General features: G+C 41.2%; 18 protein-coding genes and 1 pseudogene. 10 read left to right on the forward strand and 9 right to left on the reverse strand.

Features of this window, described 5'->3' with window-relative positions:
• Positions 1-3: 3 nt before the first annotated feature.
• The 5 genes from ACX0HA_RS07530 to ACX0HA_RS07550 all read right to left on the reverse strand — a co-directional run bounded on the left by ACX0HA_RS07530 (position 4) and on the right by ACX0HA_RS07550 (position 4635).
• Positions 4-1413 carry an FAD-binding oxidoreductase gene (locus ACX0HA_RS07530; protein WP_458844653.1) on the reverse strand — a complete coding sequence of 470 codons (1410 nt, stop codon included), beginning with the start codon at positions 1411-1413 and terminating at the stop codon, positions 4-6.
• Positions 1414-1460: 47 nt separating this feature from the next.
• Positions 1461-1892, reverse strand: coding sequence for a DoxX family protein (locus tag ACX0HA_RS07535; protein ID WP_458844654.1), 432 nt, complete (start codon positions 1890-1892; stop codon positions 1461-1463).
• Between the two features lie 2 nt (positions 1893-1894).
• Positions 1895-2425, reverse strand: coding sequence for a YceI family protein (locus tag ACX0HA_RS07540; RefSeq protein WP_458844655.1), 531 nt, complete (start codon positions 2423-2425; stop codon positions 1895-1897).
• A 75-nt stretch (positions 2426-2500) separates the two neighbouring features.
• Complete coding sequence (locus ACX0HA_RS07545; protein WP_458844656.1) at positions 2501-3715, reverse strand: MFS transporter; 1215 nt, start codon at positions 3713-3715, stop codon at positions 2501-2503.
• An 8-nt stretch (positions 3716-3723) separates the two neighbouring features.
• The gene (locus tag ACX0HA_RS07550; RefSeq protein ID WP_458844657.1) at positions 3724-4635 is read right to left on the reverse strand and encodes an AEC family transporter; all 912 of its coding nucleotides are present in this window, start codon (positions 4633-4635) and stop codon (positions 3724-3726) included.
• A 142-nt stretch (positions 4636-4777) separates the two neighbouring features.
• Here ACX0HA_RS07550 and ACX0HA_RS07555 point away from each other — a divergent pair, with 142 nt between their 5' ends.
• From ACX0HA_RS07555 to meaB, 3 genes are all read left to right on the forward strand, one after another.
• Positions 4778-5185, forward strand: a complete 408-nt coding sequence (locus tag ACX0HA_RS07555; RefSeq protein ID WP_458844658.1) for an Rrf2 family transcriptional regulator — start codon at positions 4778-4780, stop codon at positions 5183-5185.
• Between the two features lie 53 nt (positions 5186-5238).
• Positions 5239-5886: an NAD(P)-dependent oxidoreductase gene (locus ACX0HA_RS07560; protein WP_458844659.1), complete on the forward strand. Its 648-nt coding sequence runs from the start codon at positions 5239-5241 to the stop codon at positions 5884-5886.
• Between the two features lie 149 nt (positions 5887-6035).
• Positions 6036-7127: a methylmalonyl Co-A mutase-associated GTPase MeaB gene (gene meaB / locus ACX0HA_RS07565; protein ID WP_458844660.1), complete on the forward strand. Its 1092-nt coding sequence runs from the start codon at positions 6036-6038 to the stop codon at positions 7125-7127.
• Between the two features lie 152 nt (positions 7128-7279).
• On the opposite strand, the gene ACX0HA_RS07570 is transcribed toward meaB, so the two are convergent.
• From ACX0HA_RS07570 to ACX0HA_RS07580, 3 genes are read right to left on the reverse strand one after another with little or no spacing between them, the layout of a single operon-like run.
• On the reverse strand, positions 7280-7537 hold the full coding sequence (locus tag ACX0HA_RS07570) for a WapI family immunity protein (RefSeq protein WP_458844661.1): 258 nt from the start codon (positions 7535-7537) through the stop codon (positions 7280-7282).
• 5 nt (positions 7538-7542) lie between these two features.
• Entirely contained in the window at positions 7543-7773 is a 231-nt protein-coding gene (locus tag ACX0HA_RS07575; RefSeq protein WP_458844662.1) for a hypothetical protein, read from the reverse strand.
• 43 nt (positions 7774-7816) lie between these two features.
• Positions 7817-9217: an MATE family efflux transporter gene (locus ACX0HA_RS07580; protein ID WP_458844663.1), complete on the reverse strand. Its 1401-nt coding sequence runs from the start codon at positions 9215-9217 to the stop codon at positions 7817-7819.
• A 183-nt stretch (positions 9218-9400) separates the two neighbouring features.
• Here ACX0HA_RS07580 and ACX0HA_RS07585 point away from each other — a divergent pair, with 183 nt between their 5' ends.
• From ACX0HA_RS07585 to ACX0HA_RS07595, 3 genes are all read left to right on the forward strand, one after another.
• Positions 9401-9925, forward strand: coding sequence for a hypothetical protein (locus ACX0HA_RS07585; RefSeq protein ID WP_458844664.1), 525 nt, complete (start codon positions 9401-9403; stop codon positions 9923-9925).
• 94 nt (positions 9926-10019) lie between these two features.
• The gene (locus tag ACX0HA_RS07590) at positions 10020-10349 is read left to right on the forward strand and encodes a hypothetical protein (RefSeq protein WP_458844665.1); all 330 of its coding nucleotides are present in this window, start codon (positions 10020-10022) and stop codon (positions 10347-10349) included.
• A 116-nt stretch (positions 10350-10465) separates the two neighbouring features.
• Complete coding sequence (locus tag ACX0HA_RS07595; RefSeq protein WP_458844666.1) at positions 10466-11086, forward strand: hypothetical protein; 621 nt, start codon at positions 10466-10468, stop codon at positions 11084-11086.
• Here the strand turns inward: ACX0HA_RS07595 and ACX0HA_RS07600 are convergent, their stop codons facing one another.
• Positions 11087-11968: a PPK2 family polyphosphate kinase gene (locus tag ACX0HA_RS07600; RefSeq protein ID WP_458844667.1), complete on the reverse strand. Its 882-nt coding sequence runs from the start codon at positions 11966-11968 to the stop codon at positions 11087-11089.
• A 72-nt stretch (positions 11969-12040) separates the two neighbouring features.
• Between ACX0HA_RS07600 and ACX0HA_RS07605 the strand changes: the two genes are divergently transcribed.
• The 4 genes and pseudogenes from ACX0HA_RS07605 to ACX0HA_RS07620 all read left to right on the forward strand — a co-directional run bounded on the left by ACX0HA_RS07605 (position 12041) and on the right by ACX0HA_RS07620 (position 16493).
• Positions 12041-12886, forward strand: a complete 846-nt coding sequence (locus ACX0HA_RS07605; RefSeq protein WP_458844668.1) for a DUF6929 family protein — start codon at positions 12041-12043, stop codon at positions 12884-12886.
• A gap of 171 nt (positions 12887-13057) precedes the next feature.
• Entirely contained in the window at positions 13058-13576 is a 519-nt protein-coding gene (locus tag ACX0HA_RS07610; RefSeq protein WP_458844736.1) for an RNA polymerase sigma factor, read from the forward strand.
• A gap of 574 nt (positions 13577-14150) precedes the next feature.
• Positions 14151-14387, forward strand: a pseudogene (locus tag ACX0HA_RS07615) (carboxypeptidase-like regulatory domain-containing protein); the annotation flags it as partial.
• Between the two features lie 144 nt (positions 14388-14531).
• Positions 14532-16493: a vWA domain-containing protein gene (locus ACX0HA_RS07620; RefSeq protein WP_458844737.1), complete on the forward strand. Its 1962-nt coding sequence runs from the start codon at positions 14532-14534 to the stop codon at positions 16491-16493.
• The last annotated feature ends 3 nt before the right edge of the window (positions 16494-16496 follow it).

Raw genomic sequence — 16496 nt, forward strand, 5'->3', positions numbered from 1 at the left:
TTACTATACATTATCCGGCAGTATTTTTCCCGGGTTAAGGATATTATTGGGGTCGAATATATTTTTGATGCTTTTCATCAGCTGCAATTGCGTTTGGTTAAAGGCAATATCCATGTAGTTCTTCTGTACATAGCCTATGCCGTGCTCGCCGGATAATGTTCCTTTCAGAGAAACCGTAAGCTCAAATATTTCGCGAATGCCTTTAGGCACTTCGTTATGCCAGTTTTCGTCGCTCATATCGCCTTTAATGATATTCACGTGAAGGTTGCCATCTCCGGCATGGCCATAACAAACCGAATGGAAACCATATTTTTTTCCGGCAGCCTTAATACCCGCCAAAAGCGTGGGTAGTTCATATCGTGGTACAACAGTATCTTCTTCCTTATAAACAGAGTTTGATTTTACAGCCTCGCCTACTGCGCGGCGCATTTTCCAAAGCGCATTTTTCTGGTCTTCGCTGTCGGCAAAAAGAATTTCGTCAATTTCAAACTGTTCCAGTACACCCATTATTTTTTCCGCTTCCGCAAAAAGCATGTCCGGATAATTGCCATCGACTTCAATCAATAAATGAGCTTCAACATCATCTTTAATATCGAGGCTTACACCATCAACATATTTCAGTGTCCAGTCAATAGCATCACGCTCCATAAATTCGAGAGCACTTGGCACAATACCAGCCCTGAATATTTCGGCAACTGCTTCACAGGCCTGCGCCGATTTAAAGAAAGGCACCATCATGAGTATGTTGTGCGAGTTTTTTGGCAATAGCTTCATTACGATTTTAGTGATGACGCCAAGTGTACCTTCGCTTCCAACCATAAGCTGGGTAAGGTTATATCCTGTAGAATTCTTAAGTGTATTGGCACCTGTCCATATAATTTCGCCGGAAGGCAAAACCACTTCAAGGTTCAGCACATAATCTTTAGTCACACCATATTTTAGCGCACGGGCACCTCCTGCATTTTCTGCCACATTACCTCCAATGGTACAGCTGCCCTGGCTGCTTGGGTCTGGTGGGTAGAACAACCCCTTTTCGAATGCTGCTTCACGAAAAACCTGTGTAATAACAGCTGGTTCTACAATACCCTGAAGGTTTTTCTCGTCGATCTCAATCTTATTGAAACGTTCCATAGAAAGACCGATGCCCCCGTAGATGCTAAGCGCACCTCCGCTAAGGCCGGTACGCCCCCCAATAGGAACAACGGGAACTTTATAATGATTCGCAAGTTTCATGATTTCAGAAACTTCCTGCGTACTGCCAGGTTTTAGCACAACCGATGGCGGAAAGTTATAATCTTCCGTTTCATCATGTCCGTAATCCTTTCGGGTTTCTTCATCCAAAAAAAGAAATGACTGCCCCACTATCTTTTCAAGTGAAGCAATCATTTCCTGTGGTATTGTTATATTTTCCATGGTATTTTATCAGCGTATCTACGTTTCAAAAATACTATAATTTGAGCTTAAGAATATACTCTTGGCCTTCTCTTTTTATAGATAAGATGGTCAATGGAATATTTACCGCTTCCGGTTATGAGCAGCAGCACATAAATAACCAGGTATAAGCCCGGCAATTCCTGTTGTTCGAAACCATCGGGTGCATGCACCACAAACACAATACTAAACATGGTTATGATAAGTGGTATTACAGCCAGACGTGTTGCAAAGCCTATCAATATGAAAACAGAACAAATAAACTCAGCTATAAAAGCCAGTATTAGTGTATTCGTCTGGCCCATACCAAGCGGATCGGCAAATTGTATCGGCTCTCCGGAAAAAAGCATCATGTACTTTTTAGCCCCGTGTGTAAGCATAAAACAGCTTACCACTAACCTAAGCAACAATAATCCTGTATGGTACAGTTTCTTGTCGCGGGATGTATCAAACAACCACATGATTATTGCTGTATAAATTGCAGATTAGCAATCAGTTTCACTTCTTCGCTTACAGTAAGTCCACCGCCTTCTACAACTGCATTCCAGTTCAGTCCAAAATCCTTGCGATTCAGTTTACCTTTAACCTCAAGCCCAACTTTAGTGTTTCCATATCCATCGGTTGCTTTACCTCCGTATTCTCCTTTGAATTCTATTGCTTTGGTCACTCCTTTCATGGTAACATCTGCAACAATGGCATATTCATCATCATCAATTTTTTTTATTGATGTCGTTTTTATGGTAATTTCAGGATGACCCTCAGTTTCAAAAAAATCGGCACTTTTCAAATGCCCATCACGTTGTTCATTATTGGTACTGATACTGGCAGCATTAATGCTTACAGAAATCTCACCTTCCTCGAAAGTATCTTCGGGAGTTGAAGCTGTACCACTGAATTCTCCAAAAGAACCCGTAACGGTAGAGATAACAAGGTGTTTAACTTTAAACTGTATTTCGGAATGCGCCGGGTCTATCGACCAGTTTTTTGTTGACATAGTGTATAAGATTTGGTTTATCTTATAAAATTAGGCAATATCCTACAACTCACCCGTTAAAGTTATGTGAACAAATCAGCTCTTTTTCTTAAGATTAGGCAGGAACATAGCAATTATACCAATTAACGGCAGATAAGCACAAATATCATATACATGGTCTATGCTTGTTTGCTCTGCCATGTAACCTAATATTGCCGCTCCTAGTCCGCCCATACCAAATGCAAATCCGTAGAAAAGCCCTGAGACCATCCCCAGTTTTTTAGGAAGCAGTTCCTGCGCATATACCAATATTGCAGGGAAAGCAGATGCAAGCAGTGTTCCAATGATCACTGACAATACAGTTGTCCAAAACAGATCGGCGTATGGAAGCATAAGCGCAAATGGTGCTACACCCAATACCGAGAACCAGATCACATATTTTCGTCCGAACTTATCGCCAAGTGGCCCTCCAAGTAAAGTTCCTATAGCCAAAGCCAATAAAAATATGAATAAATGATACTGCGCATCCTGAACCGACAAATGGAATTTGTCAATCAGGTAAAATGTAAAATAGCTGGTGATGCTTGCTACATAGAAATATTTAGAAAAAATAAGCACCAAAAGTATGATCACTGAAATAACGATTCGCCTTTGCGAAAGATCCGGCAATACGATTTCTTTTTTGTTACCTGCATTCAGGTTAAGGTGATGAAAATACCAGTTTCCTATACGCCATAACACAACCATTGCGATAAGGGCAATGATAGAAAACCAAATGATATAATGCTGATCGTGCGGCACCACTATCCATGCAATAAGCAACGGCCCGATAGCAGTTCCCATATTACCACCTATCTGGAATATAGATTGCGCCAGTCCCCTTTTTCCTCCCGAAGCCAGATACGAAACTCTTGAAGCTTCCGGGTGAAAGATTGATGAACCAATGCCTACAAGTACTACTGATGCTAATATCAACCCAAAAGTTGTTGCATAAGACAGCATCACTATACCAGCAAGTGTAAACACCATTCCGAACATCTTAGAATACGGCTGCGGCTTCTTATCGGTATAAAAACCTACGAAGGGCTGCAAGATTGATGCCGCCAGCTGATAGGCAAAAGTGATCAGGCCAATCTGGGTGAAGGTCAGGTTATATTTGTCTTTAAGTATAGGGTATACTGCCGGAATAACTGCCTGCAGCAGGTCATTGAGCATATGCGCAATGGCAACTGAAAAAAGTATGGAATAAACCGTTTTCTGAACTATTTCTTTACGCGGGTCGTTTAGAACCGCAGTTTCAATATTCTTCATAGTAAAATTTAAAATGTATTCAATATATAATACCAAAATGCCAACGTGATGAACGAAAGCGGTATCCCTACCCCAATCATCATACCCGCAAGCCTTGGTTTAAGTCCGTATGCCGATGCCAGTATTGCCGCCGAAATCATGGGAGCCATAGCAGCCTCCATAAGCGACACATCAATCTCTCTTCCTTTACCTCCCAATACTATTTTGTATAAAAGGTACAAAACACCCGGCATGATCATCAGCTTATAAAAAAGGCCAAGGGATAAAAATCCCCAATGTCTGCTTCGTCTTTGTATCTTCAACTGCATGCCTACCGCCACAAGTGCCACTGGAGTTACTGTACTGCTCAGCCGTTGAAAGACCGGCTGGACCATATCTGCAAAATCGTATCCGCTGGCATTCATAACAGTTCCAATGAAAAAGGCCAGAAATGGAGGAAACACAATGATTTTTCTGATTATGGCCGATGTTCCTGCTGTTTCTCTTGAGTAGGCTGCTGCAACGATAATTCCCAATGTTGCCATTACCACAAAAGTTCCGGGCTGGTCTACAATAATGGCTGTTTCGAGTCCGCTTTTTCCGTATAGCGCTTCTATTATGGGAAAGCCTACAAACGATGTATTACCCAACCCTGCTGTAAGTATAAGGCAACCAGTTAGTTTCTTTGACCATCCAAGCCATTTGCCTAAACTGCCAAAGAAAAGCCAGGCAAGCAGAAAACCAATCCAGGCCACACCCAACGGGTATAACAATTTAGTACTGATCTCTATTTTAGGAATGTAATACAGTGCAAGTGCAGGAAGCGAAATATGAATAACAAACTGGTTGAGTGCCGTATGTGCATTGGCCGGGATGGCTTTAACACGCTGCAGGGCTATTCCCGCAAACAGGCAGACAAATATCAGTATGATGCTATCCATTAAAAAGGCAGGCTTGTAATTTGAATACAAATTTAAGGCGCACTGTTCAATACACCCAACAAAATCGGCAGAAATATACTGTAACTAAATTATTTGCAGATATTAAAAACTTCGCTATATTTGTAACAGAATTTATTACAGTATGATTTCAGGCAAATTTGCCATAACGGTTCACATTCTTTCGCTGCTCTCCAGGGAGCCGGAAAACTTCCTGTCGTCAGAATATCTGGCGGGCAGCATGAACATCAATGCTGTATTGGTTCGAAAAGAGATCGCCAACCTGAAAAAGCATAACATCGTAGAAAGCCGTGAAGGTAAATATGGTGGTACACGCCTGCTAAAGCCTGCAAAGGAGATCACTCTTAAGGATATCTTCTGCATGACATTTGAGTCGGTTCACCTTGGCTATGCCAAAAATGATCCTAACCCGGCCTGTCCTGTAGGTAAAAATATTAACCAAAATCTGGAGATCCTTTACTCTGATATTAACAAAAACATCAGCGGACAGCTGGAAAAGATCTCGTTGCTTGAATTTACAAAAGACTTTTAAAATTTTTTACACAAAACTGTAACAATATAAGTTACATATAACCATTTACACTTATGAAAATAGCAATCATTGGAGCAACAGGATTTTTGGGCTCATTATTAGTAAAAGAATTTGCATCACGCGGACATGAGATCACAGCGATTTCAAGAAACCCATCTGAAGATGTACCTACAAATGTTACTGCGGTTAAAGCTGACATTTTTAATACACAGGAACTTGCTGATATTCTGAAAGGCCATAATGCCGTAGTGAACGCATACAATCCGGGATGGACCAACCCGAACATCTATGACGATTTTGTTGCCGGTTCAAAATCGATACAGGAAGCAGTAAAACTTTCGGGAGTAAAACGTTTTGTTACAATAGGTGGTGCAGGAAGCCTTTATATTGCTCCAAACCAGCAATTGGTAGATACTGCTGAGTTTCCTAAAGAATATTATGCAGGAGCATCAGCTGCCAGAGATTACCTGAATATCCTTAGGGATGAAAAAGAGCTTGATTGGGCTTTCTTCAGCCCTGCCATCGAAATGCACCAGGGTATCGACACAGGCCGTACAGGCAATTATCGTTTAGGACTTGAAAACCCGGTATTCAACGAAGATAACCGCAGCATCCTTTCAGGCGAAGATCTTGCAGTGGTTCTTGCTGACGAAGTGGAAGCACCTAAACATCACCAGCTGCGATTTACAGCAGCCTATTAATTTTTTGTTTCGGGTTAGTTCACACTCCTGTCTCAAACATACACAACAATCCCCTTTGCAATTTTTATGGCAAAGGGGATTTTAATTAGTGCAATTCGTGGCCGATAAATAAAGGAAAAACCTTAATTTTACTTCTCTAATCCAGTATTGTGAATAAGCCAGAAGCCCATAAAACCGCACTGCACGAAGTTGACGGCATCGACCAGCCGGTAAGCATCAGCAGGGCATCTATAGAACACGTAACCCGCCTGAGGAAACAACAGCCTACAGCACAGGAATTGGTTGATGGTATACTTATTGGCGACAAAACGGCGCTGAGCCGTGCTATCACACTTGTAGAAAGCACCAATCCTTCACATCTGGAAAAAGCCAACGATGTAATCAATCAGTGCCTTCCGCATGCCGATAAGTCGGTGCGTATAGGCATAACCGGTGTACCGGGCGTGGGCAAGAGTACATTTATAGAAGCTTTTGGCAAACACCTTACCTCTTTAGGACGAAAAGTAGCCGTACTGGCAGTTGACCCCAGCAGTTCGCTTTCTCACGGAAGCATATTGGGCGACAAGACCCGTATGGAAGAACTGGTTAAAGATGAGAATGCCTATATACGCCCCTCAGCTTCAGGAGATACACTTGGCGGTGTAGCACGCAAAACCCGTGAGGCTATCATTCTTTGTGAAGCCTGCGGATTTGATACTATTATTATAGAGACTGTTGGTGTGGGCCAAAGTGAAACTGCTGTACACAGTATGGTCGATTTCTTTTTGCTGCTTAAGATTTCCGGTGCCGGAGATGAGCTTCAGGGGATCAAACGTGGTATCATGGAAATGGCCGACCTTATCGTTATCAATAAAGCCGATGGTGATAATATCAAAAGAGCAAGACTTGCTAAAACGGAGTTTAACCGCGCTTTGCATCTCTTTCCGGCTAAAAGCTCAGGATGGCAGCCTACAGTAACAACCTGCAGTGCTGTAACCCATGACGGCATTCCCGAAGTATGGGATACAATAAACCAATACCTGGATCTGACAAAAGATAATGGATTTTTTGGCTTACGCCGAAGCGAACAAAACAGCTACTGGCTTACCGAAACCATCAATGAGCAATTGAAGAGTAACTTCTACTCCCGCGAAGATATAGCTGCGCTACTGGAACAAAATAAAAAAGCGGTGCAAAATAACGAGTTATCGCCTTTTGCAGCCGCTCAGGTATTATTAGAAAAATATTTTAAAAAGAGTTAAGAATTAGCCTTGACAACTTTTTCCAGCTGGAGTATATAATTTTCTATTTGTGTTTGATCAAAATTAAGTTCAAAACTTAATACATTTCATCTGGAAATCTTTGGTAATCATAGGCTGATACTATCATTAAAAAATGTCCAATACCATCACCTTTAATCTTTAATCTTTAATCTCAGGTCGTGTTCCAAAGTATTAAAATCAAAACTTCCATTTAAATTATCATATAATTTCGCAAAGCCCTGCTTCAATAATTCAAAATCTCCCGACATAAAATCAGCTTTATATATACCTGAAAATATTCCTGCTTTTACCTCAATAGTAGTACTAAAAAAACCATCAAAATTACTTTTAACCGGAGTAAGTTTCAAGAATCTATCAGATTCCTTGATTTCAAAAAATAAATCTTCCAAACTAATTACTGTCCTTCGTAACGTTCTACTTCCCTGTCGTAGAAATTATTCGCAGCCTCGATAAGGCCTTCCATTTCAGCATTAAGTTCGTTTTCGTCAAGATCTTCCGGCTCTTCCATAAATTCTACCTCATCATCTTTAAGGTTAATGATAAAACGAGGGTAATCTAAGTGAATGATATAGATATCATCCGGGTGATCAGTATTATCTGCCAGTACAAATTTTGGTAATTCCATTGTATATATTCTAAAGTTTTAAAGTCGTAAAGTCTAAAGATTATTATTCTGTCAACAGTAACTCTTCACTGTGCGCAGTTTTTATCATCTTATTCGTTAAATAATTAAAGCGAAGATACAAAAATATTGCGGCAACGGTAAGTCCTGACAGTAACCCTATCCATATTCCCATTGCTTTCAGTTCGGTATAGATACCCAGATAGAAAGACACAGGGAAACCTATTACCCAATAAGCAACAAAGGTTATTATTGTAGGCAGCTTAACATCCTGCAAACCACGAAGCGACCCCAGCACCACTACCTGCAGCCCATCCGATATCTGGAATATAGCAGCTACTATAAGCAATTGCGATGCTATGGCAATAACTTCGGTATTATCATGAAGCTGGCTCACGTTTTCCATATTCAGGAAGAAATGCGGCAAAACGGTATGCAGCGCAATGAACATCAATGCAAAACCAACCTCTAAGATCAATGTCAGTAAAAAAATGGAACGCGCCACGATCTGCAGGTTTTTATAGTCTTTTAGACCCTTTTGGTTCCCTACCCTAACCATTGCGGCTACACTAAGCCCCATACCAAACATAAAGGTCATTGATGACAGGCTTAGTGCAATCTGGTTGGCAGCCTGATTGGTCTTCCCTATAGAACCTGATATCCATACCGCTCCTGTAAACAATGCTACTTCAAACAGCATCTGCATTGACGAAGGCAGTCCAAGGGCAGTGATCTTTTTAAGCATTGATTTTTTTATCTCGCTAAAGCTGAAACCATGAAAATACTGTTTCAGTTTCTCCTGTCGTGACAGCATAATGTGCATATAGGTAACCATGAACAAACGCGAAAGTACTGTTCCAAACGCAGCACCGAGTATACCAAGTTTAGGGAATATCCATATCCCGTAGATTAGAACATAATTGATTCCAATATGGATAACATTCGATGCAATCACGGCATACATTGCATATTTTGTCAGCGACATGCCATCGGCAAATTGCTTATAACCTTGAAATATAACCATCGGTACCAACGAAAAAGCAACCCAGTCTACAAAAGGAGAAGCAAGCTCAATAACTTCCTGTGGCTGGTGCATAAGGTGCATTAATGGCTTGGCAAACGAAACCACTCCAAAAAGACATATTCCCAGAATAGTACACAGCAATAATCCGTGGTGGAAGGCAGAACGCACAGTTCCGGCATCTTTGGCTGCATCGCCTTGTGCAACTATGGGCGTAATCGCAGTAGAGAAACCTATACCAACCGACATCGCAATGAATACCATGCTGTTACCCAGTGATACAGCTGCAAGTTCGGTTGCACCAAGGCGGCCAACCATTATATTATCAACTACGCTTATAAGGGTATGCCCCAGCATGCCCAGTATTACCGGGTAAGCCAGGCGGATATTAGCTCCAAATTCTTTGGTATATGCAGATAAAGTCACGTCTTTTTTTTGCAAAGGTAGGCAGAAGGATGAGATTAAAAAATATCAAAACATAAAACATTATCAATCAAAACATTAACCAATCAATTCTTTAATTTTATGAATTTATTACAACTAATTAACGAATCGTTGTGTTTTTTAGTAATGCAAGCATAGTAATTTTACTCTCAACTAACACTAACAATGGAGAACATGAAAATGGGAATTAAACTGAGAGGACTGTTGCTTGCTGCTATGCTAACCTTTGGCAGTACTGCATTTGCACAAGTAGGTGCATCCTCTCCGGATGGCTACGACCAGGGATTTAAACTTGGCTTTGGCGTAAATGCCGGTGTAACTACGGGTGATTATTTTAACTGGGCGCTGGGTGGTGATGTTCGCCTGCAATACAACTTTACCCAAAGGACATCGCTGACGCTTACTACAGGTTTTACCAATCTGTTTGGCGATAACGAAATAAAAGACCTTGGATTTATTCCTGCTAAGGCAGGTTTTAAAGCCTTTGTATGGGAAGACCGCTTTTATGTACTTGGAGAGGTTGGTGCCGGTTTTGCCGTAACCAATGATTATGACGAAACTACATTCCTATGGGCTCCGGGTATAGGATATGCGAGCAAATATATTGACGTAAGCGTAAGGTATGAGGGAATGAATGATTTTAATGCCGACCAGATTGCCCTCAGGCTTGCTTACGGATTCAATCTGTAATACCTAAGATAACCTAAGTGCAAAACTAACCTTTGCTAAACCTGCGGTATATTGCCGCAGGTTTTTTACTTTTGTAACAGCCAACACATTACCCATGAAATTATTTATTATTGACTGGTCCAAAGAACTTACTACACCGCTTATCGATTATTGTAAAAAAAATGCTGAGGTAGTAGGCATAGAACTTAACGACGGTGCAGAAGCCTATCGCAAAACAGGCCTTTTAAAACCCGACGCGATCGTTATAAATTATGCCAACAAGCCTTCACACGGCCGCAAAACTGCCGACAGCATTCGTCAGCGAAAGGCTACTTCGCAAATTCCTATTTATTTTATTGATGGCGCCGAAGACGAAAACGAACTGGCGGAGCATATGGGCGTTTGTTTTTCACAGGAAGAACTGGAGGATTTATTGGGAGAATAATTTTTTGTACGGAATCCAAAGTCGGATGTTGCCAGTGCGATGAAGCACTATGACACAATCTTTTTAATTTCACAAGAAGCTCTTAAATTTTATATCTTGCCATAAAATTCAGGTATGTGAAACCATCCAAAGCTGAAAGGAGAAAACAACAGAAAATTTTAGAAGGAAAGCAGAGAACCAGAGATAAAGCAGTCTATGCAGGTTTTATAGCATGTGTGGTTTTGTTTGTAGCCATTTATTGGTTTAAACCACTTACTATTGGAACTGATGGTACTCATACTTTTTTTGTTATAGTTCTTCCTATTCTGGCTGGTATAAGCCTCTTAATAAGCTACAGAAAGAAAATCTTCAATACCGAGGCCATAGCTGCAGTAACCAATATATGGCATAAGATAGGTCTTAGCATTATTATACCACTCCTGGCATCGTTGTTTTCTTTTATAATATTTGGAACTATCGCCAACCTGGCATTTGAAATTTCAAATTATTATGCAGCGAAGCATTCAAGGCAACAAACTGTAGTACTCCCTGTAGATGAATTTCATATAGGAAGAGGAAGCAAAGCGAAGCACACTATCCGATTCAACTTTAAGGGAGAAAAAGAATACATAAAAGTAAGCCGGAATTTTATTGATCAATATGTTAGGGAAACAAATTCCAAACATCAAATAAAACTAAAGTTACGCAAAGGCCTTTGGAATCATTATCTCGTAGACGATTTTGATATTATAAAATAATCACTCCTCATTCTTCAGTTTGTTCTTATATAAATTAATGTTTTCCAATACCTCTTCATTCACTTCCGGTTCCCGAATATCTTCATATACCGTAAGCGCATCAAAAATGGTTTTTGCAACCAGATAACGTGCTGTTTCTTTATTATCTGCCGGAATCACATACCAGGGGGCGTGCTTTTTAGAAGTACTGTTAATAGCATCCTCATAATACTCCTGGTATTTATGCCAAACTGCTCTTTCATCAAGATCAGCCGGAGAGAATTTCCAGTTGTGACTTTCCTTATCCAGCCTTCGCAATAAACGGCGCTTTTGCTCCTCTTTACTCAGGTGCAAAAAGAATTTGAATACAATAATGCCATTCTGGGCAATATGTTTTTCAAAATTATTTATCTGTTCATAACGCTGTTCCCATAGGTTTTCGGGGATATCTTCAACAGTAGTAATTCCCGGCAGATTCTCGTTTAGTAGTATTTCAGGATGTACACGTGCTACAAGTACATTCTCATAATGTGTGCGATTGAAAACTGTAAACTTTCCTTTTTCGGGCAAAGCGATATAATGACGCCAGAGATAGTCGTGTTCGAGCTCGGTCGAAGTTGGCTGCTTAAAGCTATAGACATTTACACCCCTTGGGTTAAAACGGCTGAACACTTCCCTGATAAGGCTGTCCTTACCGGAGGTATCCATACCTTGAAGGCATACTAACACACTGTAGCGGTTGTTGGCATACATTTTGTCCTGCAGCTTACCGAGTTTGCTCCTTGTTTCTTTAAGTGCCTTACGGACTTTCTTTTCTGAAGTCCCGGTGTCAATCAAAGTTGGTGCATTCGCTATATCAAAATCGCCCGTTATTTTAAAACTTTGGGTGTCTATTGGTTTCATAGATAATTGGTTTATCTTTATATAAATGTAAGCATTAATTTAGGCAGTACATTTTTACAAAAACATAATATTATGCAAAAGTTTCAGCTGGAACTGTTTTTACACATTATAGGCATTGGGTCGGCATCAGGCCTCTTGCTTAATGGCACTAATCTTTACCTGGTTTCAGACAACAGCCATATACTGTATGACTATAACCTCACCGATAAGAAACTCGACAAAATAAACATTGCACCACAAGGCTATAACGGTCCGCTGGAAAATGTTCCCAAAAAAGAAAAAGCCGACTATGAAGCGTTAACCTCTATTGGAGAAGAACTGTATCTTTTTGGCTCAGGCTCGACAGCTAAGCGAAATACTATATTGCATGTAGACGCACAGTCTAAGAAAGTACACCCACCAATAGATGCAACCGAACTGTATCTTGCCATGCAGGATTTTGGCGAAATAAACCCAGATAATTTTAATATTGAAGCTGTAGCCAACGATGGCAGCAACTGGTATGTTTTTAACCGTGGTAATGGACCCAAAGGACAGAATGGTGTTTTCACAATGACAGGCGATATAAACGAAACAGCTTTCCAGTTTGTTTATAACGAAGTAAAACTGCCTAAAATAAATGGTGCGCCCTCGAGCTTTACCGATGCGATATTCGTAGATGACAAACTTTATTTTTTGGCTGCTGCCGAAAAGACAACCTCTACCTATAAAGATGGCGAAGTGGCCGGAACACTTATAGGCCGTATGGATCCCGAATCTATGGAAGTAGAATTTACCGAAGTCATCTCAACCAAAAATAAATTTGAAGGCATTACGCTTTTCAAAAAAAATGGCAACAAACTTGAGTTCCTGCTTTGCGAAGATACCGACAGCGATGCCGCCGAAAGTGACATTTATAAACTTACTCTTGAAAAGTAGTATTCAGTCGCGGTCACAGTTTTCAGTGATTTACGTACAACTACTGCAAACTGCGACTGAATACTGCAAACTTTTTTTCACTCCCCTCCCAACCTTTTCATCGCTTTTATAATCTATATACAAAAGAGACAAATTGTGATGGACGAAAAACTCATAACAGCATGCAGGAAAATGCACCGGGACTCCCAGAGGCAGGTGTATGAGCTTATGGCTCCCAAACTGTACCATACCTGCAAGAGGTACCTGAAAAGCGAGGAAGAGATAGAAGAGGCCATGGCCGATGCCTTCTACACTATTTTCACCAAACTTGACCAACTGAAAGAAGATAAAGCCTTTGAAGCATGGGCCCGCAAAATTGCGGTTAACCTTTGCCTGATGAGCCTTAAAAAGAACGTGAACTTCAATATTTATATTGAAGAAATGAGCCGCAGCGCAGAACCCTCCGAAGCCCACTCGGCCGGACTTGAGGAAGAAGATCTGCTGAACCTGCTCACTCATTTGCCGGAAGGCTGCAGGACCGTATTCAACCTGTTTGCCATAGAAGGCTATTCTCATAAAGAGATCGCCGCCATGCTGAATATTTCTGAGGGAACATCCAAATCACAATTAAACGTCTCCCGAACGAAGCTTAAAGAACTAGTAAACAATGTTTATTACCAAAACGAGAACAGCCATGGAAAATCAAGATAAATTATACGAACAGTTTAAAGAGGCAGCTGGCAAAGCCGAACAAAAGGATTTTGCCCGCATGGAGTCGGTATGGAACCGCGTAGAGGAAAAACTGAACAATAAAAAACAGCGCAGGATTGCCGCCTGGTGGAAATATACCGGCATGGCTGCCATGTTCCTGCTGTTTATGGGCGTTGGTTTCTTTATGCTGACCAACGAAAAGAACAACCCAGTTATTGCTCCAACAGTAACTCCTGAAAATAATGTTACAGCGATAGACACCCAAAAAGTAAAAGAGACTTTTGATCCGGCTAAGGCTATGGAGAAAGAAGAAGTTGTAGTTAACGAAACAATTCAACCTTTATACGATGAAGGTAATTCTACTACAGCTCCTGCTTATAAACAGAAAGACACAATACCTTTCTCTACCAAAACCAGTAAAGCAAGAGTTTACAATGAAAATGACAATTTAGCTAAAGCCTCCGCTACAGTCACCCCTGCCGGAGATATGGTTTACAAAGAAAAGACAGAGCCTGTGGCACAAGCGGCAACTAATACCGTCGCTTCAGCGGTGTCTGACATTACAGAACCCAAAATGGTTTCAGGTGTCATAACTGACAGCAGCGGCATGCCTGTTCCAGGAGTAAATGTTATGGTGGCCGGCAGTAGTAAAGGCACCCAAACCGATTTTGACGGCAAATATCTGATCGATGCCAAAGAAGGCGAAAGGCTTATTGCTTCTTTTGTTGGTATGCAAACGCAGACCATTACGCTTGGCAATCGAAAAGAGAATGTGAACATTAATTTAAAAGACGATGCAACTGTACTTGAATCAGTTGTTGTAGACACATATAGAACCACCACAAGAGCTCAAAGCAATGTAGCTATTACAACTGTTGTCGAGAAATCGACGAGAGCTGAGAGAAAAAAAGCAAAAAAAGAAGCTGAATTAGCTGCAAAATCAGGAACAGTAAGTATGGGTATTGGAGCTCCTGTTATGGCATCTCCACGTTATTTTGAGACATCAACACCTTCAACCAGAACTTATAGGGATGGAGATAAACTAACTAATAAAGCAGTAGCCGCCACAACTGTTACCTCAAAAACCATTGAAGGCAAACCTAACGCCAACTTTGTGCAAACATTACAGGGACAGGTTCCGGGAGTTTATATAAATACAGGTTCAGAGCAGTATGGAGCAAACAGCACAGTAGTATTAAGAGGATATGGCTCTGTAAATGGCACTATCGAACCACTATATGTAATAGACGGTGTGCCGCTTAGTGCTGAAAACTTTAAAAGCATTGACCCTAAAGACATTGAGTCGGTATCTGTGCTTAAAGATGCGGGTGCCACATCAATATACGGAAACAGGGGTGCTAATGGTGTTGTAATAGTCAAGACAAAAAATGCCCTGACTGAAAAAGAAAAACGTAAACTGGAGCGCCTCAATAAAAAACTTGAAAAACAGAAAAAGGAACATCCTGAAACTATCATGTTTATGGAAACTACCAAACGAGCTCTGATAGAAGTTGATCATGAAGAGTATGAATCGTTTGAAGAGAACCAGTTTGAGAACCCTGTTACTACCCCATTGTCAACCTTTTCGATAGATGTGGATAACGCTTCGTACACTAACATCAGGCGTTTCCTCAACAACGGGCAGACCGTTCCTAAAGATGCGGTGAGAGTTGAAGAGATGATCAACTTCTTTAAGTACCAGTATCCGCAACCGATAAACAATGAGCCGTTCTCTATCAATACCGAGTACAGCGACGCACCGTGGAATCCGCAGCATAAACTGCTAAGGATAGGCCTTCAGGGTAAGATCATCCCTGATGATAACCTGCCTGCTTCAAACTTTGTGTTCCTTATCGATGTATCAGGATCAATGGGTAACCAAAATAAACTCCCATTACTTAAGCAAAGCATGAAGCTGCTGGTTGAACAAATGCGCAAAAAAGACAAGATCGCAATTGTGGTATATGCCGGTGCTGCCGGACTAGTGCTGCCATCGACCGACGGCAATGAGAAAGAGAAAATATATGCCGCGCTTGATAACCTTAATGCAGGCGGAAGCACTGCAGGAGGCGAAGGCATCGAGCTAGCCTATAAAACGGCTCAGGAGAACTTCGTAAAAAATGGCAATAACCGTGTAATACTGGCAACTGATGGCGACTTTAATGTAGGTGCATCATCAGACAGCGATATGCAGACGTTGATTGAAGAGAAACGTAAAAGCGGTGTGTTCCTGACTTGTCTTGGCTACGGCATGGGCAACTACAAGGATTCTAAAATGGAAATCCTTGCCGATAAAGGCAATGGTAACTATGCCTACATAGACAATATGCAGGAAGCTGACAGGTACCTGAACAAGGAATTCAAAGGTTCTATGTATGCGATTGCCAAAGACGTTAAGATTCAGATCGAGTTCAATCCTAAACATGTACAATCGTACCGACTAATAGGTTATGAGAACCGCAAGCTGCGCGATGAGGATTTTGCCAACGATGCCATCGATGCCGGCGAGCTGGGCAGCGGCCACACAGTAACGGCACTCTATGAAATTATACCGACCGGTATAAAAAGTGAGTACTTTAACGCAGCTCCTGAACTGAAATACAGCCAGCCGACAGGCAGTACTAATCAGTACAATGATGAATTAGCCACCATAAAATTCAGGTCAAAGAAACCGAATGAAGACAAAAGCACCGAGATCGTAAAGATAATACCGAACAACCCAATCCCAATGCAAAACACTTCAGGCGATTTTAAATTCTCTGCTGCGGTGGCGTGGTTTGGCCTGAAACTGAGGGATTCAAAACTTGTTTCCAACAAAAAAACTGACGATATAAAAGCGCTTGCCAAGCAAGGACTGCAAAATGATCCCGATGGATACAGGGCGGAATTTGTAAGGCTGGTGGATATGGTAAAATAATTT

It is taken from the genome of Flavobacterium hauense, from assembly GCF_054457175.1.